General features: G+C 55.2%; 21 protein-coding genes. 14 read left to right on the top strand and 7 right to left on the bottom strand.

Annotated features, from left to right (window positions below):
• The first annotated feature begins 282 nt into the window (after nt 1-282).
• The 3 genes from Q0824_RS15035 to Q0824_RS15025 all read left to right on the top strand — a co-directional run bounded on the left by Q0824_RS15035 (nt 283) and on the right by Q0824_RS15025 (nt 3,451).
• Complete coding sequence (locus Q0824_RS15035; protein ID WP_298452447.1) at nt 283-1,251, top strand: ABC transporter substrate-binding protein; 969 nt, start codon at nt 283-285, stop codon at nt 1,249-1,251.
• Between the two features lie 124 nt (nt 1,252-1,375).
• Nucleotides 1,376-2,410: an ABC transporter permease subunit gene (locus Q0824_RS15030; protein WP_298452445.1), complete on the top strand. Its 1,035-nt coding sequence runs from the start codon at nt 1,376-1,378 to the stop codon at nt 2,408-2,410.
• A gap of 9 nt (nt 2,411-2,419) precedes the next feature.
• Entirely contained in the window at nt 2,420-3,451 is a 1,032-nt protein-coding gene (locus Q0824_RS15025; RefSeq protein WP_298452442.1) for a betaine/proline/choline family ABC transporter ATP-binding protein, read from the top strand.
• A gap of 136 nt (nt 3,452-3,587) precedes the next feature.
• On the opposite strand, the gene Q0824_RS15020 is transcribed toward Q0824_RS15025, so the two are convergent.
• Nucleotides 3,588-4,565, bottom strand: coding sequence for an META domain-containing protein (locus Q0824_RS15020; protein ID WP_298452440.1), 978 nt, complete (start codon nt 4,563-4,565; stop codon nt 3,588-3,590).
• A 176-nt stretch (nt 4,566-4,741) separates the two neighbouring features.
• Here Q0824_RS15020 and Q0824_RS15015 point away from each other — a divergent pair, with 176 nt between their 5' ends.
• The 8 genes from Q0824_RS15015 to Q0824_RS14980 all read left to right on the top strand — a co-directional run bounded on the left by Q0824_RS15015 (nt 4,742) and on the right by Q0824_RS14980 (nt 11,421).
• A complete protein-coding gene (locus Q0824_RS15015) occupies nt 4,742-5,482 on the top strand; it encodes a glutathione S-transferase family protein (RefSeq protein WP_298452437.1) in 741 nt (246 codons plus the stop codon).
• A 100-nt stretch (nt 5,483-5,582) separates the two neighbouring features.
• Nucleotides 5,583-6,560, top strand: a complete 978-nt coding sequence (locus Q0824_RS15010; protein WP_298452435.1) for a sterol desaturase family protein — start codon at nt 5,583-5,585, stop codon at nt 6,558-6,560.
• On the top strand, nt 6,523-7,443 hold the full coding sequence (locus Q0824_RS15005; protein WP_298452432.1) for an alpha/beta hydrolase: 921 nt from the start codon (nt 6,523-6,525) through the stop codon (nt 7,441-7,443). The genes Q0824_RS15010 and Q0824_RS15005 overlap by 38 nt, the downstream gene beginning before the upstream one ends.
• Nucleotides 7,433-7,795 (top strand): LysR family transcriptional regulator, encoded by a 363-nt coding sequence (locus Q0824_RS15000; RefSeq protein ID WP_298452429.1) that lies wholly within the window; start codon nt 7,433-7,435, stop codon nt 7,793-7,795. The genes Q0824_RS15005 and Q0824_RS15000 overlap by 11 nt, the downstream gene beginning before the upstream one ends.
• A 101-nt stretch (nt 7,796-7,896) precedes the next feature.
• On the top strand, nt 7,897-8,670 hold the full coding sequence (gene modA, locus Q0824_RS14995; RefSeq protein WP_298452658.1) for a molybdate ABC transporter substrate-binding protein: 774 nt from the start codon (nt 7,897-7,899) through the stop codon (nt 8,668-8,670).
• A 20-nt stretch (nt 8,671-8,690) separates the two neighbouring features.
• On the top strand, nt 8,691-9,368 hold the full coding sequence (gene modB, locus Q0824_RS14990; RefSeq protein ID WP_298452426.1) for a molybdate ABC transporter permease subunit: 678 nt from the start codon (nt 8,691-8,693) through the stop codon (nt 9,366-9,368).
• The gene (modC, locus tag Q0824_RS14985) at nt 9,368-10,447 is read left to right on the top strand and encodes a molybdenum ABC transporter ATP-binding protein (protein ID WP_298452423.1); all 1,080 of its coding nucleotides are present in this window, start codon (nt 9,368-9,370) and stop codon (nt 10,445-10,447) included. The genes modB and modC overlap by 1 nt, the downstream gene beginning before the upstream one ends.
• Before the next feature lie 101 nt (nt 10,448-10,548).
• Entirely contained in the window at nt 10,549-11,421 is an 873-nt protein-coding gene (locus Q0824_RS14980; RefSeq protein WP_298452420.1) for an alpha/beta fold hydrolase, read from the top strand.
• Here Q0824_RS14980 and crp read toward each other — a convergent pair.
• Nucleotides 11,418-12,059, bottom strand: coding sequence for a cAMP-activated global transcriptional regulator CRP (gene crp, locus Q0824_RS14975; protein ID WP_100638015.1), 642 nt, complete (start codon nt 12,057-12,059; stop codon nt 11,418-11,420). The two genes, Q0824_RS14980 and crp, sit on opposite strands and share 4 nt — an antisense overlap.
• A 262-nt stretch (nt 12,060-12,321) precedes the next feature.
• On the opposite strand from crp, the gene Q0824_RS14970 reads away from it, so the two are divergent.
• Both Q0824_RS14970 and speD read left to right on the top strand, forming a co-directional pair.
• Nucleotides 12,322-12,750, top strand: a complete 429-nt coding sequence (locus tag Q0824_RS14970; protein ID WP_298452415.1) for an OsmC family protein — start codon at nt 12,322-12,324, stop codon at nt 12,748-12,750.
• Nucleotides 12,751-12,913: 163 nt separating this feature from the next.
• Entirely contained in the window at nt 12,914-13,708 is a 795-nt protein-coding gene (gene speD / locus Q0824_RS14965) for an adenosylmethionine decarboxylase (RefSeq protein ID WP_298452412.1), read from the top strand.
• A gap of 47 nt (nt 13,709-13,755) precedes the next feature.
• Here speD and Q0824_RS14960 read toward each other — a convergent pair whose 3' ends face one another.
• Together Q0824_RS14960 and Q0824_RS14955 are read right to left on the bottom strand one after the other, a co-directional pair.
• Nucleotides 13,756-14,622 (bottom strand): phosphoribulokinase, encoded by an 867-nt coding sequence (locus tag Q0824_RS14960; RefSeq protein ID WP_298452410.1) that lies wholly within the window; start codon nt 14,620-14,622, stop codon nt 13,756-13,758.
• Nucleotides 14,623-14,685: 63 nt separating this feature from the next.
• A complete protein-coding gene (locus tag Q0824_RS14955; RefSeq protein ID WP_298452407.1) occupies nt 14,686-18,471 on the bottom strand; it encodes a DUF1631 family protein in 3,786 nt (1,261 codons plus the stop codon).
• A gap of 188 nt (nt 18,472-18,659) precedes the next feature.
• Here Q0824_RS14955 and Q0824_RS14950 point away from each other — a divergent pair, with 188 nt between their 5' ends.
• Nucleotides 18,660-19,736 (top strand): aminopeptidase, encoded by a 1,077-nt coding sequence (locus Q0824_RS14950; protein WP_298452404.1) that lies wholly within the window; start codon nt 18,660-18,662, stop codon nt 19,734-19,736.
• On the opposite strand, the gene argA is transcribed toward Q0824_RS14950, so the two are convergent.
• Genes argA through Q0824_RS14935 form a run of 3 tightly spaced genes read right to left on the bottom strand, consistent with a single transcriptional unit; the run spans nt 19,710 to nt 23,554 of the window.
• Nucleotides 19,710-21,017 carry an amino-acid N-acetyltransferase gene (gene argA / locus Q0824_RS14945; RefSeq protein ID WP_298452401.1) on the bottom strand — a complete coding sequence of 436 codons (1,308 nt, stop codon included), beginning with the start codon at nt 21,015-21,017 and terminating at the stop codon, nt 19,710-19,712. The two genes, Q0824_RS14950 and argA, sit on opposite strands and share 27 nt — an antisense overlap.
• A gap of 60 nt (nt 21,018-21,077) precedes the next feature.
• Nucleotides 21,078-22,274, bottom strand: a complete 1,197-nt coding sequence (argE, locus tag Q0824_RS14940; RefSeq protein ID WP_298452398.1) for an acetylornithine deacetylase — start codon at nt 22,272-22,274, stop codon at nt 21,078-21,080.
• Nucleotides 22,275-22,300: 26 nt separating this feature from the next.
• Entirely contained in the window at nt 22,301-23,554 is a 1,254-nt protein-coding gene (locus Q0824_RS14935; protein ID WP_298452395.1) for an acetylornithine deacetylase, read from the bottom strand.
• Between the last annotated feature and the right edge of the window lie 17 nt (nt 23,555-23,571).

Here is a 23,571-nt window from a genome sequence, read left to right as displayed (position 1 = left end):
GGCCCGAAAACAAGGTTGCGTCAAGCAACTGTCCAGAAACGCCACACCCCACCAAAATACGTCTTCACAAGTGCCATATTCTTGTTAAAACCTTGTAACTGAGCTCAGGACCCTTATGCTTATAGCTACGTGATAACCGAGACGAGCCGCTTTGTTTTACTCCCAGCACTGCCAGAAAACTGCAAACCAGAGAGCCTTTGCCGGTTACTCCATATCAGTAATAGAACAACCATTAAAACCACTGATACCAGAATTCACCAACCCTAAAACGGAGAAGTGACTATGCGAAAGCTTACGTCTGCTGCACTGCTATGTGCACTATCTGTGCCTGCCATGGCACAAGCCAACTGTGGCGAAGTATCCATTACCGAAATGAACTGGGCCTCCAATACAGTGGTCACCAACGTAGCCAAGTTCATCATGGAGCAGGGTTATGGCTGCGATGTAACCGTTGTACCTTCAGACACTGTGCCGGCGGTAACATCGGTTGCTGAAAACGGCGAGCCGGACATTGTGACTGAACTGTGGCTGAACTCCGCAGGCGAGGCTTACCTGCGCCTTGAAGAAGAAGGCAAGATCGAGCGGCTTGGTAAAGTACTGGATCCCGGCGGTGTAGAAGGCTGGTGGATTCCCACATACCTGGCCGATGCCCATCCTGAGCTGAAAACCATCGAAGGCATTATGGCCAATCCTGAACTGGTCGGCTCACGCTTCAACAACTGCACCGACGGCTGGGGCTGTCGAATTGTCAACGACAACTTGATCCGTGCTCTGGACCTTGAGGATTCCGGTATCAAAGTGTTCAACCACGGTTCCGGTGAAACGCTGGCGTCATCAATGGCCTCTGCCGTTCAGGATGGCGAGCCCTGGTTTGGTTACTATTGGGGCCCAACGGTGCCGCTTGGCAAGCTCGATATGACCCGAGTAGAACTCGGCGAATACAATAAAGACGTGCACCAAAAGAATCAGACGGCCGATGCAAACAATCCCAAGGTGTCCGAGTTCCCTGCAGCACCTGTTTACACCTCTGTTACCACCGATTTCAGGGATCGTGAGCCAGAAGTAGCCGAGATGTTGAGTAAAATGACGTTCAAAACGGACACCATGAGCTCACTGCTTGCCTGGATGGACACCAATAACGCTTCAGCAGAGGAAGCTGCGGTGTACTTCCTTAGTAACAATCGTGATGAGTGGTCCACCTGGCTGAACGACGAAGCCCGCAAGAAGCTTGCGGCCATTCTTTCGAACTGAGTAGCCTGCCCCGAGACCCGGACGCGGCATTAGCAAGGATGCCGCGTCCGGGCACTTATTCCAGTGAGAGCAATTGAATTTTGTAGCGCATAACTCCCCCATGCGCAGAAGAGGCTATACGAAGATGGCAACCTACGACTCCCTGTTTTCAGCACTTGGGTTAAAAGACTGGTGCGCGAAAGGTAAAGAAGACGGCCCGATGTCGATGGCTGATCTGCTCGCCAAGGCCAAGGGCAAAGATGCAGAGCCAGAATCGCTATGGGACGTACCATTCCCATCATTGGATGCGCTCAATGACTCCTGCGCCGCATTCCCTCAATCGAGGGAGCTTACAAAAGGCCTTGAGGAGGGGTTTCTCGCAGTAAAAGACAACCTTAGCCTGGTGCTTGACCCGCTAACCCAGCCCCTGAGCTGGGCGCTTGACGGTGCCCTCTACGGCATGCTCAATACGCCCTGGTGGATCGTTATTCCCATCATGCTGGCGGTCGTTTTTCTGGTCACAAAATCCTGGAAACTGGTGCTTTTTGTGGGCGTCAGCATCTGTCTTTTGGCGTTCATCGATTACTACGAATACGCTATGCAGACCCTGGCCATCATTTTCGTCTGCGCCTTTCTTTGCGTGCTGTTTGGAGTGCCCATAGGCATAGCCATGTCCCGAAGCAACACCATGGAGCGACTGACGATTCCGGTTCTGGATATGCTGCAAACCTTGCCCCCGTTCGTCTACCTGATCCCGCTGATCTTCCTGTTCAGCGTGACCGAATCCAAACTCTACGGTATCGCCATTATCCTCTACGCCATTGTGCCGGTGGTGCGGCTAACCAATCTTGGTATTCGGCTGGTCGACAAGGATGTGATCGAAGCAGCCGATGCCTTTGGCATGACACCACGGCAAAAGCTGTACAAGGTTCAGATTCCTTTGGCTCTGCCTAACATCATGGCTGGCGTAAACCAGACCATAATGATGAGCCTCGCTATGGTGGTTATCGCCTCGCTAGTGTCGGCACCTGGCCTGGGCGTTCTGGTACTTCGCGGTATCCGTAATCTGGAGCTCGGTGTTGGCCTGGTTGCCGGCCTCGGCATCGTTATCCTGGCCGTGGTACTTGACCGGGTTACCAAAGCATCTCTGGCACGCATCAATGCCACCCAAAAGCAGTGAGGACAAAACGTGGCAAATGACATAAAGATTTCCATAAAGAACCTCTACAAGATATTCGGCCCCACGCCAGACGTGGCGCTTGAGTATGTAAAACGGGGCATGAACAAGGCGGATCTTCTGGATCAGCAAAACCACGTTCTGGGTCTTAGAGATATCAACGTGGATATCTATGATGGCAAGATCACCGTGATCATGGGGCTCTCGGGTTCCGGTAAATCAACGCTGATCCGCCATCTGAACCGCCTTATTGAGCCTACCGCCGGTGAAATCCGCCTTGATGGCAAGAACGTTCTCGATTTGAATGAAGAAGAACTGCGCCAACTAAGACGCGAACAGATGTCTATGGTGTTCCAGAAATTTGCCTTGCTGCCCCACAAAACGGTGCTTGAGAACGCTGGAATGGCGCTCAACATTCGTGGTTCGAACGTCGCGGATTTCGAAGGTGAAGCTGTGAGGTGGCTTGCCAGGGTTGGGCTAGAGGGCAACGAGAACCAATTCCCCCATCAGTTGTCTGGCGGCATGCAGCAACGGGTGGGCATAGCCCGGGCGCTGGTTTCCAACTCACCCGTCATGCTTATGGACGAAGCTTTTTCTGCACTGGACCCCCTGATCCGTTCAGACATGCAGGATTTACTTCTGGAGCTTCAGAGCGAACTTCAGAAAACCATTATTTTCATCACCCACGATCTGGATGAAGCACTGAAACTGTCCGACCACCTGGTGATACTCAAAGACGGGGAAGTGGTGCAGCAAGGTGACCCCCAGGACATTCTGCTCAACCCCAACGACCCTTATATTGTCGCCTTTATAAACGATATCAATCGCGCACGGGTTCTTCGGGTGCGCTCTATCATGAGCCGCGATGTTGATGAGGATATAGATTATGCAGGTGACCTTTCCGAGAAGGACAATCTAGAAACTGTGCTTTCTCTATCTGGCGGCGATACGGATAAGGTGTTCAGGGTAGTGCGCAACGGCGAGGCTGTCGGCAGCCTGTGCATGAAAGCACTGACACGCGCGCTGGTTCCCTCAAACGGCTGACCAGCGCCACTGCAGCTTAGACTCAGTGTTCGGGGCCGATACAAAGTATTGTCCGGACCCGCCCCCTGGCCCGCATTCTGTCGGGAGGCATTAAAAATCTACGACAGTCAGGCCGGCTCAATGACATTCTTGCAGGCTACGGAGTGCCTTTGTTCTCGGTTGACTGAAACGCCGTGATTGTCTCCCCCGCGTCTGTTGTCAGCACCAACTCACCGTTGCGCCCAATAGCTGCAAGCTTCACTTTTGACAGGAGCTCCAGAAAGCGATCTTCCTGGTTCATAAGTGCCGGCGCGCAAGCCATTTTCGTTGCAAACATGTGGTCAAAGCTCACCCCTTCGGCTGTGAGTTCGTACTGCCCCCCGTAACGGTTGCACGAAGCTCTGCCGGCAACGCGGTTGTCCTCAGAAAACTCGACGGTTATACGGGAGCGATCAATAATGCCTGCGCCTGCAAGGTCTTCCACCACCCACTCAGCACCGCGGAACAGGCGATCCGGATCACCACCACAACCCTGAAATACCTCTCCATTCAACTCCAGACGAACCTGAGCCGGAAACTGGGCACCAGACATAGTGTCTTCACACAGCTGGCGGGCTACTTTCATCGTGAATTCCTGGCCTTCCAGTTCACCACGAAACTCCCGACCGTGGCGGTTTGCAACAGTTGTTTCCAGAGCAACTCGTTCGGGCTCTCCGGTGTCATAAGGGCGATTCAGCACCAGCTCCTCGCCTTCTACACGAATGTGCCAAAAAGGCTCATTTCCAGTAGCTTCAAACGGCATTTCCAGCGCACCCGCCTGCAAGCACTCGGGATAGGTCTGCCCCTTCACCGTAAAGGTAGCGCGCTCCCCTTTGCTCCAGAGTTGAGTTTGATCATCCCCGGTCGCCACATAAAGCGCGCCAGACGCGCTTTGCTTCGGTTTCAGGAGTAGCCGTTTGCCCTGGTAATCAACACCCAGTAAATCGCCATCGCCCGCACTGGCAACCGTGACATCCAATTGACCACACTGGTAGCTACCAATAGCACCCGAGGTCTTTGGCCCCGAGGCACACGCGGAAATAATAAGCCCCGTCGCGGCGACGGCAGATGCCTTCAAAAAGCGCTGCAAGTGCATAGAAAGCCCTTTGCTGTTATTTCGTGAATGAATGCCGGCATCTTAATATCTCGTATGCCTAAAAACCAATTGCCGGGGCCCGGTCACCTTTAAAAACACGCGACTTGACTGCCCCTTTTACTTTTTATCTACACAACGCGACGCTATGCTGAGCCTTCTCACTCAGGAGGCAACCCATGGCTCTCAGGCTTTATCAATTCGCTATATCCCACTACTGCGAGAAAATCCGCTGGGCACTGGATTACAAGAATCTCAGTTATGAAACCACAAACCTGTTGCCGGGACAGCACATAAAAACCATGCAAAAGCTCACCAAAGGCGCGGGCGCATCTGTGCCGGTGCTGGTGCATGATGGCGAGGTTATCCAGGGTTCCTCTGACATACTCGACTACCTCGACAAAACCTATCCTGAAAAGCCGCTTACTCCGATGGATGAGCCTGGAAAATCCGGAGTTCTGGCGTGGGAAAAGTGTCTGGATGACCTGGCGGGCCCTGCCGTGCGTTGCTACTCCTACCATCACTTTTTGCAGCGGCCGAAAATTGTGGTGCCACTACTTACCGCAGGCACACCTTTTTACAATCGCATTCTGCTTAGCCTGGCATTCAGCCGAGTAAACGAAGTTATGCGAAAGTGGATGAAGATCAACGAGAAAACTGCCGAAGAATCGAGGAAGGTACTGGAAGAATTACTGACTGAATTGGCAGAAATATACAGCCAGCAGCCGTTTCTGGCGGGTGACTCATTCTCCCGAGCAGATCTCACAGCAGCATCCCTTTTTGCGCCGCTTTTTCAGCCTGAGGCCTACCCGGTGCCCTGGCCAAAGCCGGCGCGAATTCCGAAGGAAATCAAGGGCTGGCTTACAACATGGCAGCCTCAACTACAGGTGCTTGCCAAAGTGTACAGCGATAACCGGTAACCCTTTGGCGTAAACCGCTACTCCCGGTGGCGCGATACGACTCTCTCGATTTCACAGACCCATGCCAGAATGCTGTGGAATCGAAAAGGAGGGTCTACCTGTGTCATTTACCGAAATGATGTTCGCTGTACTTGAGGAAAGCGGCCTGCTGCCACTCTGGCAAGCCGTATCCCCTTGGCTGGCGCTGGATGAACGGCAACTTATTTTTTTGGTCGCGACGCCGATTTTCATTGCGGTAGCAGCCTTTGAGTACATGAAGATCAGGCATAACCCGTTACTGATGGATACTCGCGAAGCTGTCCGGAACTTCACATTGGGCGCGGGTTACCAGACAACAGAGTTATTGTTCGCGGGCATTGTTGCGTTTCCGGTTTACGCCCTGTGCTATCACTACCGCCTGTTTGAATTGGAGCTGAATTGGCTCACAGGCGTCCTTACCTTTCTGGGCGTCGATTTCTGTTTTTACTGGATGCATCGCGCCAGCCACCGCATGCGCTGGTTTTGGGCCGCCCACGTTGTCCACCATTCATCAGAGCGCATGAATTTCTCCACGGCCATGCGCCAGAATGCCACAAATATCTTCAACGGCGGCTGGGCTTTTTATCTGCCCATGGCACTGCTCGGGTTCAATCCGGTCTGGATCGGCATCGCTTACGCGCTGTCTCTGGTGTATCAGTTTTTCGTTCACACCACACTGATCGGGGAGCTGCCTCGATGGATCGAACAGGTATTCAACACCCCTAGCCATCACCGTGTTCATCATGGCCGCAACCCGGAATATATTGACCAGAATTACGGCGGCACCCTGATCATCTGGGACCGTTTGTTCGGAACCTTTACAGCGGAAGATGCCAACATGCCGGTGGAGTATGGTATTACCCGCCCGGCGCCATCCAACAATCTGCTTGTGCTATGGACACATGAATACGTGGATCTGTTCCGCGACATGGCCCGCCCGGGTAGACTAGTCTCTCGAGTAAGCCATCTCTGGAAACCACCAGAGTGGGAACGTTCGACTCAAACAGCTTCCGGAACACAGCATGCAAGAACAGCCCCTGAGCCTGAACGGCCAGAATAGCCACACCATTACGGGCACGATTTTTTCTCCAGACACGCCCCGGTCCGTTCTGGTTATCGCCCATGGCATGGCAGAGCATGCGGGGCGTTATATCGATTTCGCCCGTTGGCTGGCCGAACGAGGTATTGCCGTTGTAACCATGAATCACAGGGGGCATGGCCTTGCATGCACTCCCGACCAGCTCGGGCACTACAGCGATACAGGTGGCTGGGAAAAGGTCGTCGACGATCTGAACCTGGTGCTACTTGACACGCGGGCGCGCTTCCCCGAAATTCCCCTTGCCCTGCTTGGGCACAGCATGGGGTCGTTTATCGCCCAGAGCTGCGCTCAGCAGTACCCGGATTCTCTGGATGTGCTAATTCTCAGCGCCACCAACCGCATTAACCGCCCCGAGTTATGGTTATCAGAATTGCTGATCAGCGGCATCCGGCGATTCCACGGCAAGCACCACCGAAGCCCTACAATTGCAAAAATGTCCTTCGGCAAGTTTAACCGCATGTTCGAGCCCAACCGAACCGACTGCGATTGGCTAAGCCGGGACACAGCCCAGGTAGACAAATACATAGCAGACCCGCTCTGCGGGTTCGAGTGCACCACAGGCCTATGGCATGATTTCATTCAAGGGATGCTAACAATCAAGCCTTCCGCGTGGCGCAAAGATCTTCCGGTTCATCTGTTTTCTGGCACAGATGACCCCGTAGGGGAAATGGGCAAAGGTGTTACCCGGCATTTTGAAGCCATTCGTCAAGCCGGCGTAAAAGATACCAGCCTTCGACTATTCGAAGGCGGCCGCCACGAGATGCTGAACGAAACCAATGTTGAAGAAGTTCGGGACCACGTGCTAGCACTGCTTGCCGGGGGAAATAAAACCGATGCCAGATAGGAACTCCCGCCTGGTTCCAAGGCTTAGGCTTAAAGCCGGCGATGCCATTGCCCTTGGGCCTGGCAAGGCGCAATTGCTTGAATTGATCCAGCAGCACCGCTCAATCTCAGCCGCCGCCCGAGCTTTAAAAATGAGTTATCGGCGAGCATGGTTGCTAGTCGATACCATGAACACCTGTTTCCAGAAACCCCTGGTGCTCACTGCCACAGGTGGCAATCAAGGTGGTGGTGCTGAGCTTTCGGAAGAGGGGCTAAAAGTACTCACGCTCTATCGGCAGTACGAAAAAGCCGTCGCGGAGCGCCCCGAACTCGCAGAACTGGCCGCCTTGCTCAGCAACAAGCCCACGCCCTGACTTTTCCATAAGAAATGCTGATTCTCTTGTATCCGACCCTCGGCAAATATACTATCCTCACCGTTATATCTGAGCGGATACAAGGAGAATGATCCATGCTCATGAAAACAAAGCTCTATCGCCAACGGGCAGCTCTATTCCTGACAATTCTTCTACCTCTGGCATCAGCCAGCACTGCCTATGCGGCTGATGTGCGCATCGCCGTGGCCGCCAACTTTACCGACACAACACGGGAACTCATTGCGGCCTTTGGTGAAGCAACCGGGCTGGAGGCGGTTGCAAGCTACGGCTCCACCGGCAAGCTTTACGCACAAATTGATAACGGCGCGCCGTTTGATGTGTTTCTTGCCGCCGACAGCCCTCGCCCGGAGTTGCTTGAGAAAAACGGCCAGGGCGTATCCGGCACACGATTCACCTATGCCCGTGGCAAGCTGGTGCTCTGGAGCCCGGTACCCGGTACCTTTGAGGATCCCAAGATCTGGCTTGAGTCTGGCGAGTTTGCCCGCCTGGCGATTGCAAATCCGAAAACAGCACCCTACGGTTTCGCTGCCCAGGAAGTTCTCACCAAACTGGGCCTTTGGGACGCTTTGCAGGATCGCCTGGTTCGCGGCGACTCGATTGCCCAAACCTTTCAGTTTGTCGCCACCACCAATGCCCAGTCCGGCTTTGTTGCTCTCTCACAGGTGCGCGCTTGGGACGACAAAGGCGGTTCGCTCTGGATGATTCCACAAGCCGACTATTCCCCCATCAACCAACAAGCTATTCTTCTGACTCGCAGCGAAAAGAACCATGCAGCCCGCCAGTGGCTTGAGTTCCTGCGCGGCGACAAAGCCCGAGGCATCATTGAAAGTTTTGGGTATGAAACCGACCATTAAAACCTAACCCGGCCAACTCCATGGACATATACTGGGAGCCAGTGTGGCTCACCTTGAAGCTTGCAGGTTTTACCACCGCCATACTTCTGGTGGTGGGAACGCCCATCGCTTGGTGGCTGGCTCGCAGTAATCACTGGGTAAGGCAACCCATTGCAGCGATTGTTGCCCTGCCCCTGGTGTTGCCGCCTACGGTTCTGGGGTTCTACCTGCTGGTGCTGATGGGTCCAAAAGGCGTGGTTGGCCAGATCACCGAGCAGTTGGGGCTTGGCTTATTGCCCTTCACCTTTGAAGGTCTGGTCATTGCATCGGTTATCTATTCCCTGCCATTTACCGTTCAGCCCCTGCAAAACGCATTCGCCTCCATTAATCAGCAACTTCTTGAAGTCGCATCCACACTTCGGGCGTCGCCCCGGGATCGCTTTTTTTCTATCGTGATTCCCTTGGCAAGGCCTGGGGTTCTGACCGCCAGCGTGCTCACCTTTGCCCACACCATCGGCGAGTTTGGCGTTGTATTGATGATCGGTGGCAACATACCCGGTGAAACCAAGGTGCTTTCGGTAGCCATTTACGACCATGTGGAATCCCTGGAGTACACCCAAGCCCACTGGTTAGCCGCGGGCATGGTTGTCTTCTCCTTTGTGGTGCTTGTAACCCTGTATTCACTGAATGGCCGACTGCAGTCCGGGCTGGTGAGATGATGAGCGCCTCAGGAATACAGGCGCGTTTCGCCTGCAACGTTGGGACATTTGAACTGAATGTCGATCTGAGTCTGCCGGGTAGCGGGCTCACCGCCCTGTTCGGGCATTCCGGCTGCGGCAAAACAACCTTGCTGCGTTGCATGGCAGGCCTGCAGCCGTCGGACGGCACCATGCGCGTGAACGGCGACGAATGGCAGAATGAAACCGGTAGCCGCCCCGTTCATCAACGGCCTCTGGCCTATGTGTTTCAGGAAACCAGCCTGTTTCCTCACCTCTCGGTAAAGCGCAACCTGATGTACGGGTACAAGCGCATTCCGCAAAGCGACCGCCAAATATCCTTCGACCAGGCGGTTGAATGGTTGGGGCTCTCGCACCTGCTTGGCCGCATGCCGGAGAAACTCTCTGGCGGGGAGCGCCAGCGTGTGGCCATTGCCCGGGCACTACTCACAAGCCCCAAGTTGTTACTGATGGATGAACCCCTGTCTGCCCTCGACCAGGCCAGCAAACAGGACATCATGCCCTACCTGGAAGCCCTGCGGGACAACCTTGCCATCCCCATGCTCTATGTGTCCCACTCCACAGCCGAAGTTGCACGACTGGCGGACCATATTGTGATGATGGATGGCGGACGGGTTGTTGCGGAGGGCCCACTGCAACAAATTATGGCTCGCACGAACCAGCCCTTTGGCCTTGAGGACGATGCCGGGGTGATTCTCGATGCCACCCTGTCGGAGCGGGATGAGCAGTGGCACCTGTGCCGTGCGGATTTTGAGGGTGGCCACCTCTGGCTCCGCGCAGATGAGAGTTTGAAAATCGGGCAGAAAGTTCGGTTACAGGTGCTTGCACGGGATGTCAGCCTGGCCCGAAGCGAGCAAACCGACCAGAGCATCCAGAATTTGCTGCCTGCGAGCGTTGATGAAATAGCCTTGGAGGTCAGCCCGGGTACATCCATTGTGCGCCTACTGGCAGGGCAAACCCCTTTTCTTTCACGCCTTACCAGCCGAGCCGTGCATACTCTGGCCATTGAGCCCGGGCAGCACGTCTGGATGCAGATCAAGTCCGTCGCCATTGTTGATTGATCAAACAGACCGGGTTATGGCCCTTTTAGCCACAGCCTCGCCGGATTCAGACACGTAAGCTTCTTTGCATACACCGTTCAACTCCTGATAACGGGCCTGCAATGATGTACAGCACTCACCGTATCACCAGTAACAACATCTCACTGCATGCCGTGACCGAAGGGAACCCTGAGGGCATACCTCTGGTTCTGGTTCACGGGTACCCGGACAATCACCGCGTATGGGACAAAGTTGTTGACGCTCTGGCGTCCGATTTCTTTCTCGTGCGCTACGACGTTCGGGGGGCCGGCCTTTCAGACAAGCCGGTTCGCACACGAGACTATCGCCTATCGCTGCTGGCGAAGGATCTTGAAGCCGTTGTGGATCAGTTATTGCCTAACCGGCGGTTTCACATACTGGCCCACGACTGGGGATCCATACAGAGTTGGGAGTCTGTGGGGTCAGGCCCTCTTCAGAAGCGCATTCTTTCCTTCACATCGATTTCCGGCCCCTGCCTCGATCATGTCGGGGCCTGGTTAAGAACACAGTCCTCAAACCTGACTGGTGGTGGGCCCATGAGAGTGGCCAAGCAATTGCTTAAATCCTGGTACGTTTTTTTGTTTCAACTGCCCGTTGTTCCGGAAGCCATCTGGAGTATGGGGCTTGATAGAAAGTGGCCCGTTTTAATGCAGAAGCGGGAGGGTGTAAAAGATGCCTGTTTCAGCGACGCGCAGAGGGATGACGGGCGTTACGGCGTGCAATTGTACCGGGCCAACTTTCTGTCCCGCCTGCTCAGGCCGCAACCAAGGTTCGCAAGGTGCCCGGTGCAACTGATTATTCTGACGCAAGACAGTTATGTGAGTGCCGACTTGTTCGGGCAGCTAAACCAATGGGCGGGCAAACTTACTCAAGTGCAATTAAACGCACCGCACTGGGCGCAGCTCGCAGAGCCAGACGCCGTTGCCAGTGCAGTACGCAGCTTTATTCGTTCTTAGCGGGTTCCGAAAACCACCATGGTTTTGCCCTTCACCCTCACAAGTCCCTGATCTTCCAGGGTTTTAAGCACTCTGCCAACCATTTCCCGGGAACAGCCTACAATGCGGCCAATTTCCTGACGGGTGATTTTGATCTGCATGCCATCCGGGTGAGTCATGGCGTCTGGCTCCTTGCACAGGTCGAGCAAGGTACGGGCAACCCGGCCAGTTACGTCCAGGAATGCCAGATCGCCCACTTTACGGGTAGTCTGGCGCAGGCGCGAAGCCATTTGCTCGCCAATAAAGTAGAGAACCCCAAGATCCTGCTGGGCAATTTCCCGGAACTTGGGGTAGCTGATTTCCGCCACCTCGCACTCGGTTTTCGCCTTCACCCAGGCGCTACGGGAATCCATATTATCGAACAGCCCCATCTCGCCAAAGAAGTCTCCGGCGTTGAGGTAGGCCATAATCATCTCGCGGCCATCATCATCTTCAATGATTACCGTGACGGAACCCTTAACGATGTAAAAGAGGGAGTCGCTTTTGTCGCCCGCGTAAATAATGGTGCTCTTGGCCGGGTAGCGGCGGCGATGGCACTGAGAAAGAAAATAGTCGAGATGTTTGGTTTTCTGCTCAACTGGCTTAATGATAGTGGCCATAGTGCGGGTAGTGCCTCCTCAAATACTGGCGGGATCCGATGTTTGTTGTTCACCCGGCTTTCCCTGCGGGTTTATTTTTTGCCAAATAACATAACAACTTATAGCAAGAAGGTCTGCTTCGGGCAACTGGAAACAGTATACCGAATGTATCAAGAGCATTCGCCATCGACTGCCACAGGCTATCGGTTATGCTAGCATCCTGTCCATTCGAAACCATCCAGGTGGGCCATCACCGCCACCGCGCTAAAGGAGCACACCCTTGATGAAAGCATCCGTCGACTGGACCGGCAACGCCAGCTTCCGAGCTACCAGTGGCACTGGCCACTCTGTGCAGCTGGATGGCCCACCCGATCACGGTGGCGAAAACCTCGGGCCCCGCCCCATGGAACTGCTGCTGATGGGCCTTGGGGGCTGTTCATCTTTTGATGTGATGAGCATTCTGAAAAAGAGCCGCCAGGATGTTACCGCCTGCCATGCCGAGCTGGAAGCCCAGCGCGCGGATGCTGTGCCCTCGGTGTTCACGAAGATTCACCTGCACTTTGTAGTAACCGGCCACAACCTGAAAGAAAGCCAAGTGAAACGCGCCGTTAGTTTGTCTGCTGAGAAGTATTGTTCTGCTTCGATCATGCTTGAAAAAGCCGGTGTGGAAATCAGCCACAGCCACGAAATCCGTACCGCAGCCCAAGCCTGACCCATAGCACTATTCAACACACAACGGGGCGTGCATAATACCGCCCTTTCTCCGCCGGCTTGAGCAAAAGGTGAACAACCGAACCCTTGCCGGTGGCGGCCTGCGCAGAGCGTGTAACGACCGCCCTGCCGTCATTCATCTCCATAGATCGGAGGGCCTGAGCATGGAATCAAAACTCCAGTTGCACGGTTTCAACAACCTGACGAAATCCCTGAGCTTCAATATCTACGACATCTGCTATGCGCAGACTGAAGAGCAGCGCGAAGGCTATATTGACTACATCGATGAGATGTATAACGCAGAGCGCCTTACCCAGATTCTGACCGATGTGGTCAAGATCATTGGCGCAAACGTGCTCAACATCGCCCGTCAGGATTACGAGCCCCATGGGGCGTCGGTGACCATGCTCATCGCCGAGCATGAACTGACCGACGGTGAAGAGCCCGACAACGAAGAGTCACCCGGCCCACTGCCCGACACCATCGTAGCTCACCTCGACAAAAGCCATGTGACGGTACACACCTACCCCGAGAGTCACCCCCACGAGGGAATCAGCACCTTCCGGGCAGACATCGATGTGTCCACCTGCGGCCTGATCTCGCCTTTGAAGGTTCTGAACTACCTGATTCACAGCTTCGATTCGGATGTGGTGACCGTTGACTATCGTGTACGTGGTTTTACCCGCGATGTAGATGGCACCAAGCATTACATTGATCACGACATCAACTCGATCCAGAACTACCTGACCGAAGATACGCAGAATGCTTATCAGATGATCGATGTGAACGTGTATCAGGAAAACCTTTTCCACACCAAAATGATGGTGAAAGAGTTCAACCTCGACAACCACGTTTTCGGTGAAAATGCCGAAGATCTTGACCCTGAGATTGCGCGCACGATTGAAGAGCGACTTCGCCGCGAAAAACTGGAGATATTCTACTCACGCAACATGGAGTAAGAGTACCCGGCAAGGCCTGGCCTCTGCCAGGCGAAGCTCTGGCAGATTCAGGCGAAGGATTTCTGTGCGATCAGGCGCTGCACCATCGGTCTTACAATAAGATCCATGGCCAGCGCCATTTTTGTGCCTGGAATAACCAGAGTGTCGTGGCGTGATAGGGTGCTGTTCTGAATCGCTTGCAGCAGGTAGGAAAAATCTACTTCTGAAGCATCCCGGAACCGGATAACAAACATGCTTTCGTCTTCGGTCGGCACATCCCGGACCACAAACGGGTTGGATGTATCCACCAGAGGGATGCGCTGGAAGTTGATATGGGTATGTGAAAACTGCGGCACTATATCGTGAACGTAGTCATCCATACGGTTGATAATGGTTGTAACCACGGCTTCCTGACTGTACCCGCGCTGATGGGTGTCCCGGTGTATTTTCTGAATCCACTCCAGATTTACGATAGGCACCACGCCAATCATCAAGTCCACGTACTGGGCAATATTGTAGGCTTCACTGACTACCGCGCCGTGTAAGCCCTCGTAAAACAGCAGATCCGTGTCTGCCTGCAAAGATCCCCAAGCCGTAAAGGTGCCGGGCTTATGGCCTTCGGCCTGAAGGTCGCGATCTTCATCGTGAACATACTGGCGATACCGGCCATTGCCCGTGTGGCTGTAGTCGTAAAACAACGCTTCCAACTTGTCGATGTGGTTGGCGGCAAGGGCAAAGTGGTTGCGCTCACCAAACTGACCCTTGGCAGCCAGTCGAGCCATCTGCTCTCGGTTATAGCGGTGAAAACTGTCGCCACTGACCATCGCCGCCGCTAGGCCCTCATTCGCAAACATACGCCGAAATATCTGGCCTGTGGTACTGGTGCCCGCACCGGACGAGCCGGTTACGGCAATAATGGGATGACGTTTTGACATGGCTGAAGTGCGCCGTCGGTTGTATAAAACTCTGGTGAATGTTGGATGTACGCCATGAAGACGTCAGGCAAGGCTGTCGAGCGAGCGAGGCTTCTCAATCACAAAGCCCTGAGCGTAATCCACGCCCAACTGTCTCAGTGTATCCAGAACGTCGCGGGATTCAACCTGGCTGGCAATCACTTCCCGGTCCATATAATGCGCCATATCTACCATGGACTGCACCATGGCGCGATCGGTTTCACTGGTACTGAGCTGGCCAGTGAAGGCACTGTCTATCTTGATCAAATCCACCGGGAGCGAGCGCATGAACTCGAACGAACTAGGCCCACTGCCGAAATTTCCGAGGCAGAATCTGCAACCAAGCTCCTTCATCTCGATAATAAAGTCTGCCACCGCCTGCACATCATTGATTGCCGAGGCTTCTGTTACTTCGAACCAGAGACGCTCGATGGGCGCGTCTTTTTCACTCAGCTTTTCATAGATATGCTCAAGCAGCGACTGATCGTTCAATGAATAACCCGAGAGGTTAATACACACTCCGCCAAGGTGGCGGGGATCAGGCGCCTGCACCCGCAGCCAATCCAGCATATGGCCAACCACCCAGCGATCTACCGCTTGCATGCGATCATACCGCTCTGCCATGCGGACAAAATCACGCCCGGTAATCAGCACCCCGGCGTCATCGTACATGCTGATCAGCACTTCGTACTGTGCGGCCATTTTGGTACGGCTGTGCAGTGGAATTATCTTCTGGCAACGCAACAGCATGCGCTCTTCGTCGAGATCACCAAGGCTGGCCACTTTCGCCGCTATCTGCTCTTGCCGCGCCTGATCGCCGGCATCCAGAGAGTACTCCGCCACCTTGCCAAGACCTTTCGTTCTGGCGCTACCTAAAGCCTGTTCAGATGCGCGCAGCCAACGCTCGGCGCTAACCAAACCTGGCAACTCCGGTACTACACCTATACAGGCAGACAACTGATAGCTGCGCTCACCATAGACAAACTCAGCCGCTTCGACAGCCAGAATAAGATTGCGGGCCGCGTCGTCAGCGTTTTCCGCTGGCACCAGCATGCCAAACTCGTTCCCCGCGAGCCTTGCCAGAGGCATTCCGTCCCCTACATGCTCTCGCAACAAATCCGCCACACGTTTGAGCGCATCGTCACCCGCCTGATAACCCGCCGTGTCATTCAACAACCGGAACTTGCGCAGATCCAGCCGGAGCAGCGAGCGCTCGTCTTCACGTCTTGCTAACTGCTGGTCAAGCATCCGTTCAAATTCACGGCGACCGAGCAGCCCTGTGAGCTCGTCGTGGGTGGAGGCCCAGGATAACTGGTCATAAACCTTACGCACCATTCGGTCGATGCTCTCATCCACCAACGGCCGCTCGTGTTGGCCATCAGGCACGATAATACCTTTGCGCATCTGGCGTGCCAGAGCTTCCAGTTCAAGTTCCACTACCCGCATACCCTGGTGGTTCACAAACACGAACCGGGTGAAACCACGAGCCACCCAGACCAGACGGATATACTGCGGCTCGTCGGGCTTTTCCTGATCCCGAAGCCAATCACCCGTGCGCAGCCTCTGGGCGCGATTTATCCAGCGCTGCAGACTGCGCTGTTCACGCTCAGACAGCGACTTTTTGAGATCTTTGACAGGTTGTGTTTTAGGCACTTCCACCATTTCCGGCGGGCTCTCAGGGCTGCGCACCAGAAACTGTTTCAGTTCATCCCGTATCTGGGACGATGGCAGGTGGTTACTGGAAATAGACGCAAGCCCATCCTGAATAACCCGGAGCAATTCGGGCAGGTTTATGGCGGAGTCGCGATCTTCTGAAAACGTCAGCAGCGAATCGACAACCGCGAGGTAGTCCTCCCAGATCTGACTGTCCGGGCCTTGGCGAATCCAGGTCAGTGACAGCAAATCCCGCCAGCCGCCATCCAACAGGCTGAGCACCGCTTTCGGTACCTTTCGGCCCGCCAGCTTCTGGCTCAACACCTCTGCTACGGCAACCTTCGATTCCGCTACTTTCTGAGCGCCTTCGGCTGCGGCAGTTACCCGTTCAACATTGCGCCGGTAAACAAGGTTCTGCCGGTCAATCAAGCCATCCAGCTCTTGCACAGTGTGCTCAAAAACGCCGGTATCCTGCTCAAACTCAGTAGTGATACGCTGGACAAGCTCATCAACCTTGCGCTGCACCACCGGGTTCAGACGACCACCCTTGACACCCAACTGGGCCAGTCGGTTCATAACGCCTCGAACCGGGCTGTTTTTGTCATCAAAAAAGGCGGGATCGCGCATCACCACTTTCAATACCGGAACCTGAAGCTGGCGCATTCGCTCTTGAGCGTATTCGCTGAGCTTCGGGCTCTCAGTAATTGAGTGAAAAAAGCGGTCTACAACATCCAGTGTACTTTGTTGTTCATCATCCAGTTTCTTGCCGCCCATCTCGCGGACTTTTTCCACCACCCGCTCGCGCAGGGGGACAACATTAGTTGCCGCCTCAACCGGCTCCGCCTGCAGTTGTTGGAGTTCGCGCTGCAATTCACCGGGGGACATAGGCTGGGCGTTGACGGGAAAAGGCGCTGGCGCAGCACTACCGCCATTGGCCCGGGTAGCTGAAAGTGTTCCCAGCAGGTTCCGCACGGTCGCAAAGGCTGTTTGAGCCGCTTGGGCATAGCCGCGGAATTCACTACCCAGCCGCGATTTTCCGGCGCCGGCATCACGGGGCACTGACGGCTCCGTGCCGGGCTGAGCCTGATTATTTTGCTGCGCAGTGTTACGCGTTGATTCCAACGGCGCAGACACAGGCTTTGGCGGGCTTTGCTCCGCTGCTGACTTACCCTCAGGACTACTGGCGGTTTGCTCACTCAGGTACTTGCTGAGATCGAGATCCGGCAGAACGCCATGGCGAATCAGAATATTGTTCAGTTCCTTATAGAGTGGTCCAAGGTGGTGCAGGACTGACTGCTCAAACACCTTCAGGCAAATTTTCTCGACTTCTCTGGACGCCTTGAGCTGAGAAAGCCCCCCATGAAAGGACTCACACACGAGCGATGGACCTAGCGGGTTGTGGTGCCCGGTCGCGTTGGCTATGCCCAGCTTGTCCAACCGAAGCTTGAGCTGTAGAAGATCCTTGCGATACTGGGTGTCGGCTTTTGTCACCATTACCCGGATAGTCAGCCAGTCTTCGAACTCTCCTTTGTCCACAACAGACAGTTCGGAACCCGGGAAGCCTTTAGGCGCAGGTTTAAGCGGTGACTCGAGACTACGAGCCATCTGATGCCAGACAACCCGTTGCCGGGCCCTAACCTGGCCCGAAAAGTCCATCAATTCGTTCGCCTGCTGATCGTTCGTAGCTTTCTGCGCCGCTGCTTTCAGAGTGTCGGCCATTTGCACAAAGCAGGCATCCATAAGCGGCTCTATGTGCTGGATAACCGCCCTCGCCGACTGGTGCAGAACAAACTGGACTCGCTCACTCGGAGCGCGTAATGACGCCCGCGCCTGGCTATCGGACCCGCCACATTGCTGCAGCATAGACGCAACGGCATCCGGATTATTGCGGGTGAAACTGACGCCCATGGCACCGTCAATGCGCCTGGCAACACTAACGTGAAGCTCATGCCGCTGTTTACCATCGGGGCCGCGGAATCGCACAGTCAGTTCAGATCGACCTGCCGTGGCAAACGCTCGGTCCAGTTTACGGGATGTCTCACCGGAGTAGCGGACAAAAAGCCCTTCCGGGCAAAAATCCGCAATCTGACACGGCCATGTCTCACCCGTGCCCAGGTCAATCTGGGCAGCAAGCTTGATAGGTTTGCGTGGGCTGCTTCGACGTTCTCTCGGATCCATGAACTACCTGATGTTGCGCAAAGCCGAGGGCGGTCGCATATTCTGCTCGCCAGCGACTAACGTCCCTGAAAAGTGGCCGCTGCCACTTGCTTCTATAAATAAATGCTGGTGCTAATTACCAATACGATAAGTGTACTATAGCGATCAGTGACGGACACATATACCGCCTAACCGTAACACCTTGGTCTATGAAACAGCTTAGTCAGATCTATACACTTTTACTACTGATAACACTACTGAGTGGTTGCACCACAGTCAGCTACTACACCCAAGCCATTCGCGGCCACCTGGCTTTAACTATAGTTGGTAAACCGGTCGACAGCCTTATCACCAGTGAAGACACGCCCCCGGAGCTCCGTGACAAACTTACCCTTTCGCGCCAGGCTCTGCAGTTTGCACGTGATCGCCTGGGGCTGTCGGCGGGCGATGCCTTCACCGACTATGTTGTTCTGGAGCACCCCTGGGTTGTGGTCAACCTTGTGGCAGTGCCCGAATTTTCCCTGCAACCTCACCAATGGTGCTATCCGGTTCTGGGCTGCCAGGCCTATCGGGGCTACTTTCACCTTGAAGATGCCCGGAAAGAAGAGCAAACCTACCGCGCCAAGGGCTACGACACGTTCATCGGCGGTGTCACCGCCTATTCGACGCTGGGCTGGTTTGACGACCCGTTGCACTCCGCTTTTACCAACCTGGAAGATGATCGCATGGTGGCCCTGATGTTTCACGAACTGGCCCACCGGGTGGTTTATATCAAAGGGGATACAGCCTTCAACGAGAGTTTCGCCACTGCAGTTGAGCTGGAGGGCCTGAGGCTCTGGCTAGACCAACGCGGCGATCCGGCAGCCTTCGTCCAAGCTTTGAATCAACTCGAGTTGCGCAACAGCACCCATGCCCTGGTGTCTGCAACAAGTGCGGAGCTGGAGCAGCTCTATCGACAACAAGATGTACTGTCGGTGAGCAGTCTGCGCGAGCGCAAACAGCAGCTCTTTGATGAGCTTAATGCGCGCTATGCGCAACTGCTAACCAGCAGACCAGGAAGCAATATTGGCCCGTTCGGCATCCCTCCGGTAGCCTTCAACAACGCCAGAATTGCTCTTTTTTCCCAATATAACCAGCACGTACCTGCCTTCCGACAGCTATTAAAAGAATCCGGTTACGATTTTCCGGAATTTTATCGCTCCGTCGAGACTCTCTCCCGAAAACCTGATGATCAGCGCCAGTTTGCGCTGAAATCACTGTCAGAGCGGTTTGAAGAAAACTTTTGAATTACGCTGTGTGTTGTAAACCGCAAGCTTTGGCCCAGGCAAAGACTGAACAGTGCTGGGCAGGAAGCCGCGCTCACGGAACCAGTGCTCGGTTTGCGTGGTGAGCACAAACAGCTTCTGGATGCCCTGGTTACGGGCATGCTTTTCCACCATTAGCAGTATGTCGTCGCCCCTGCCAGCCCGCCGATAAGCCGAATCGACCGCGAAGCACGAAAGCTCACCTGCCCCCTCTTCCGGGTAATTGTGCAGGGCGGCGCAGCCCACAATGGTGCCGTCACGCTCTGCAACAACATAGTGCTCAATATCCGTTTCCAGCATTTCCCGCGAACGCCGCACCAGAATGCCCTGCTCTTCCAACGGCTCGATCAGCCCCAGAATGCCGCCGATGTCCTCAGCCCTGGCCTGGCGGATTTGCTCATAGTGGTCGCCACTGACAAGCGTGCCTGTGCCGTCCCGGGTGAACAACTCCTCCAGCAAAGCACCATCGTTCACATAACTGATAAAATGTGCCCGCCGCACGCCTTTCACACAAGCATCGCAAGCGGCGCGCAACAGATCTGCGTCATGCCCGGTAACCGTGCCATCCGCCAACCGCTCGGGCGCCTGGCGGGCCGAGAGTTCGCGGATCAGGGAGCCGTCCTGCTCAAGCAGGCCTTGATCATCAATAAATACGATGAGTTTCTCCACCTGCAAAGCTGCGGCGACCTGACTACCCACATCTTCATAGGAAAGGTTGAAAGCGTCTCCGGTGGGCGAATAACCCATGGGCGGAAGCAAAACGATGTGTCCCTGCTCCAATTGCTTTTCAATACCGGCTACGTCCAAGCGACGCACCTTGCCGGTGTAGCCGAAATCGATGCCATCCAACACCCCAACCGGCTTTGCCGTGACAAAATTGCCACTGCTGACCCGAATGCGGGCATTGTGCATGGGCGAATTCACCAATCCCATAGACAGTTGGCTTTCAAGGTGAGCACGTAGGCCACCGGTTGCCTCCATTACCAGAGGCAAATGGTTTTCGGGAGTAATGCGAAGACTGCGGGAGAAAGATGATTCCAGACCTGCTTCATCCAGGCGTTTCTGTATCTGCGGGCGCGCGCCGTAAGCAACAACCAAGCGCACACCCAAGCTGGCAAGCAGCGTGATGTCATGGATGATATTAATAAAATTTTCGTGCTCAAATGCATCGCCAGGAATGGTCAGCACTACCGTACGGCCGCGGTGTGCATTTATATAAGGCGATGAATGGCGAAAAGAATGCAGCCAATCGTTTGGTTTCAAGTGTTATTCCCCAATCGTATTTTTACGTGATTTCCCGCGCGTCCGCATACTAGAAGAAACTTAAAGACAAAACTGCCTGATGAGTCCCTGAAGGATTTTCACCGTGGGCTCAAGCTGTGACATTTCTATAAACTCGTCGGGCTGATGCGCCTGATCGATAGAGCCCGGGCCAAGAACCAGGGCTTCCATACCGAGCTTTTGCAACCAGGGCGCTTCGGTGGCAAAAGCGACGGCGTGGGCAGTGTGGCCGGTTAGTGTTTCACAGGCTTTCACCAGTGCCGCATCTGCGGGCGTCTCAAACGGTGGCACGCCATCAAACAGCGGTTCAAATTCCATCGTTAACTCGCGCCGCTCAGCCAACGGTCTAAGCCTGTGCAGAATATCCTGACGCAGGTTTTCCATGCTCATACCGGGCAGCGGGCGCAGGTCAAAATGCAGCTCGCAGCGGGCACAAATACGGTTCGGATTGTCGCCACCGTGGATGCAGCCGAGGTTGAGGGTTGGCACCTGCACCTCGAAATTCGGATTACGGTATTGCGCCTGCCAATCGGTGCGCAGGGCCAGAAGCTCACCAAGAGCTTCGTGCATACCTTCCAGCGCATTGCGTCCAAGGCTGGGGTCAGAAGAATGGCCAGACTGGCCCTCAAACGTCAGTCGCTCCATCATGATGCCCTTGTGCATACGCACAGGCTTGAGGCTCGTGGGCTCACCAATAACCGCATAGCGGGCTTTCGGCTTACCAGCTTCAGCGAGCGCTCTGGCGCCATTCATGGAGGTTTCCTCGTCTGCTGTCGCGAGGATAATCAGGGGCTGTTTCAGGTCCGCGGCAGTAAAGGCTTTGGCGGCTTCGATAGCCAGGGGGAAAAAGCCCTTCATGTCGCAAGTGCCCAGGCCGTACCAGCGATTGTCCCTTTCTGTCAGGGTGAACGGGTCGCTTTGCCAGCGCTGATCATCGAACGGCACGGTATCCGTGTGACCGGCAAGCACCAATCCACCGGAGCCGCTGCCCAGCGTTGCAATCAGGTTATACTTGCCGGGCATGTCAGGCACCGCCAGAAGCTCAACGGCAAAGCCCAGAGCCTCCAGCCACTCGCCCAGCCGTCGCACAACTGGCTCGTTGCTGTGATCCCACTCCGCCGATGCGCTACTGATCGACGGCAGCGAAACCAGCGTGGTCAGCATGTCACGCACGCCCGGAACCGAGTCGGCCCTGTTGATCGTTTTACGACTGTCGTTATCGTCGCCAAACTGCGGCATTGTGTCTCCTCGCCCCTACTGGAGCGCTATTGTGCCTGGCCGCGTCGCCAGACCTCGAACCCTGCAATCGCGCGCAGAACGATCGGATAGGACACCTCGCCTCCAGCGACTTCACGCGCAACTTCCAATTCCTGTTCGCTAACGCTCGCCAGACGACCTTGCACCATATTCCCATTCGAGAGTGTCACCCTCACCTTGCGACCAACCCACTCAAGTGCGGTTTCAAGATCCTCCGCGTGCCAGCTGACTGCCGCTGGATTTTCACGGGGCACAAGCGGCTCAAGCGCTTCCTTGGGGAGTTCTGGCACAACAGGTTCGACCTTGCGAAGAAACACATCCGGCACCCCTGCGCCATTGTATTCTACGGCCCAGGCCAGGGAGCCATCCGAACCTTCATCCTCTGTGCGCACCGGTACGCCAAGGGCTTCACGGTTCAGTCGCACAGACGCGGTCACCTCACCACCCTCGAGCAACCACTGTTGATACAGTGCAAGTAACTGCTCACTGGGGCGCCAGCCGCGAGCGTTCAGACCAGTTTCGAAGGTTTCCAGTGCGCGCCCAGCCCACTGCGAGGTCCCCAAACCGGACTCTCGGGCACAGTAAGCCGCCACCCGGCGCATGAGCCCTCCGTCTCTGACAGTAACCTCCAGGGGCTGAGATGAGCTCGTCAAGGTTGTTTCTGGTGAGATCAGGTCAATGCGGGCACCCGGCCAGTTGAGCTCAAGGCTGCCGGTATTTGCCGAGTTCAGTTCAAGGTGAAGCCGCTCAGGTGTCTGCTCCAGCACCAATTCGCCGGATAAGCGGGTGATGCCCATGCGTAACAGGTCGCCACTGCCAAGATGCTGGCGCGGGTCCGGAGCACAGGGAAGAGCAAATAGTGCGGCCTGTTCACGGCCGCTGGCGCCGTCTGCTGTTACCCAGTTGCGGAACATGGTTGCCTCGAGCACCAGCGCCAGCCCTTCGGCCTGCAACGACCAGCTGGCCGGCAGCTGGGCTGGATCGACGAGAGCCTGAAGCAAAGCAACAGGCGACCCGGCCTCAAATTCAGCGCGGCCAATAACCAGAGGCTGGGTCAGTTCGAAGCCCTGCCATGATGCCTCAGTGAATACCAATCGCCCTTCTACGCCGGAACCAATTTTACCCCGCTCCAGAACGCCACTTTCACCAAGCGCCTGGCGCGCTTCTGCCATGCGCTGGTCCGCCAGCCACCAGACCCCGGCCTTGAATACGGCAAACCCAATCAAAGCTGCCAGTATCAGAGTTGTGAGTAGGCGTTTCATCCGTAAAGTCCTCAGGC

It is taken from the genome of uncultured Marinobacter sp. (assembly GCF_947488835.1).
GTDB lineage: Bacteria > Pseudomonadota > Gammaproteobacteria > Pseudomonadales > Oleiphilaceae > Marinobacter.
The sequence above is the reverse complement of the archived record's forward strand: the minus strand, read 5'-3'. Positions and strand labels throughout refer to the sequence as shown.

Coding starts and splice junctions, on each gene's coding strand:
- crp (WP_100638015.1), bottom strand. CDS start 12,059: ATGGCCACTATCATTAAGCCAGTTGAGCAGAAAACCAAACATCTCGAC.
- Q0824_RS15035 (WP_298452447.1), top strand. CDS start 283: ATGCGAAAGCTTACGTCTGCTGCACTGCTATGTGCACTATCTGTGCCT.
- Q0824_RS14950 (WP_298452404.1), top strand. CDS start 18,660: ATGAAACAGCTTAGTCAGATCTATACACTTTTACTACTGATAACACTA.
- modC (WP_298452423.1), top strand. CDS start 9,368: ATGAGCGCCTCAGGAATACAGGCGCGTTTCGCCTGCAACGTTGGGACA.
- modA (WP_298452658.1), top strand. CDS start 7,897: ATGAAAACAAAGCTCTATCGCCAACGGGCAGCTCTATTCCTGACAATT.
- Q0824_RS15020 (WP_298452440.1), bottom strand. CDS start 4,565: ATGCACTTGCAGCGCTTTTTGAAGGCATCTGCCGTCGCCGCGACGGGG.
- Q0824_RS14955 (WP_298452407.1), bottom strand. CDS start 18,471: ATGGATCCGAGAGAACGTCGAAGCAGCCCACGCAAACCTATCAAGCTT.
- Q0824_RS15015 (WP_298452437.1), top strand. CDS start 4,742: ATGGCTCTCAGGCTTTATCAATTCGCTATATCCCACTACTGCGAGAAA.
- Q0824_RS15005 (WP_298452432.1), top strand. CDS start 6,523: ATGCAAGAACAGCCCCTGAGCCTGAACGGCCAGAATAGCCACACCATT.
- Q0824_RS14970 (WP_298452415.1), top strand. CDS start 12,322: ATGAAAGCATCCGTCGACTGGACCGGCAACGCCAGCTTCCGAGCTACC.
- argE (WP_298452398.1), bottom strand. CDS start 22,274: ATGCCGCAGTTTGGCGACGATAACGACAGTCGTAAAACGATCAACAGG.
- Q0824_RS14960 (WP_298452410.1), bottom strand. CDS start 14,622: ATGTCAAAACGTCATCCCATTATTGCCGTAACCGGCTCGTCCGGTGCG.
- Q0824_RS14980 (WP_298452420.1), top strand. CDS start 10,549: ATGATGTACAGCACTCACCGTATCACCAGTAACAACATCTCACTGCAT.
- modB (WP_298452426.1), top strand. CDS start 8,691: ATGGACATATACTGGGAGCCAGTGTGGCTCACCTTGAAGCTTGCAGGT.
- Q0824_RS14935 (WP_298452395.1), bottom strand. CDS start 23,554: ATGAAACGCCTACTCACAACTCTGATACTGGCAGCTTTGATTGGGTTT.
- Q0824_RS15030 (WP_298452445.1), top strand. CDS start 1,376: ATGGCAACCTACGACTCCCTGTTTTCAGCACTTGGGTTAAAAGACTGG.
- Q0824_RS15000 (WP_298452429.1), top strand. CDS start 7,433: ATGCCAGATAGGAACTCCCGCCTGGTTCCAAGGCTTAGGCTTAAAGCC.
- speD (WP_298452412.1), top strand. CDS start 12,914: ATGGAATCAAAACTCCAGTTGCACGGTTTCAACAACCTGACGAAATCC.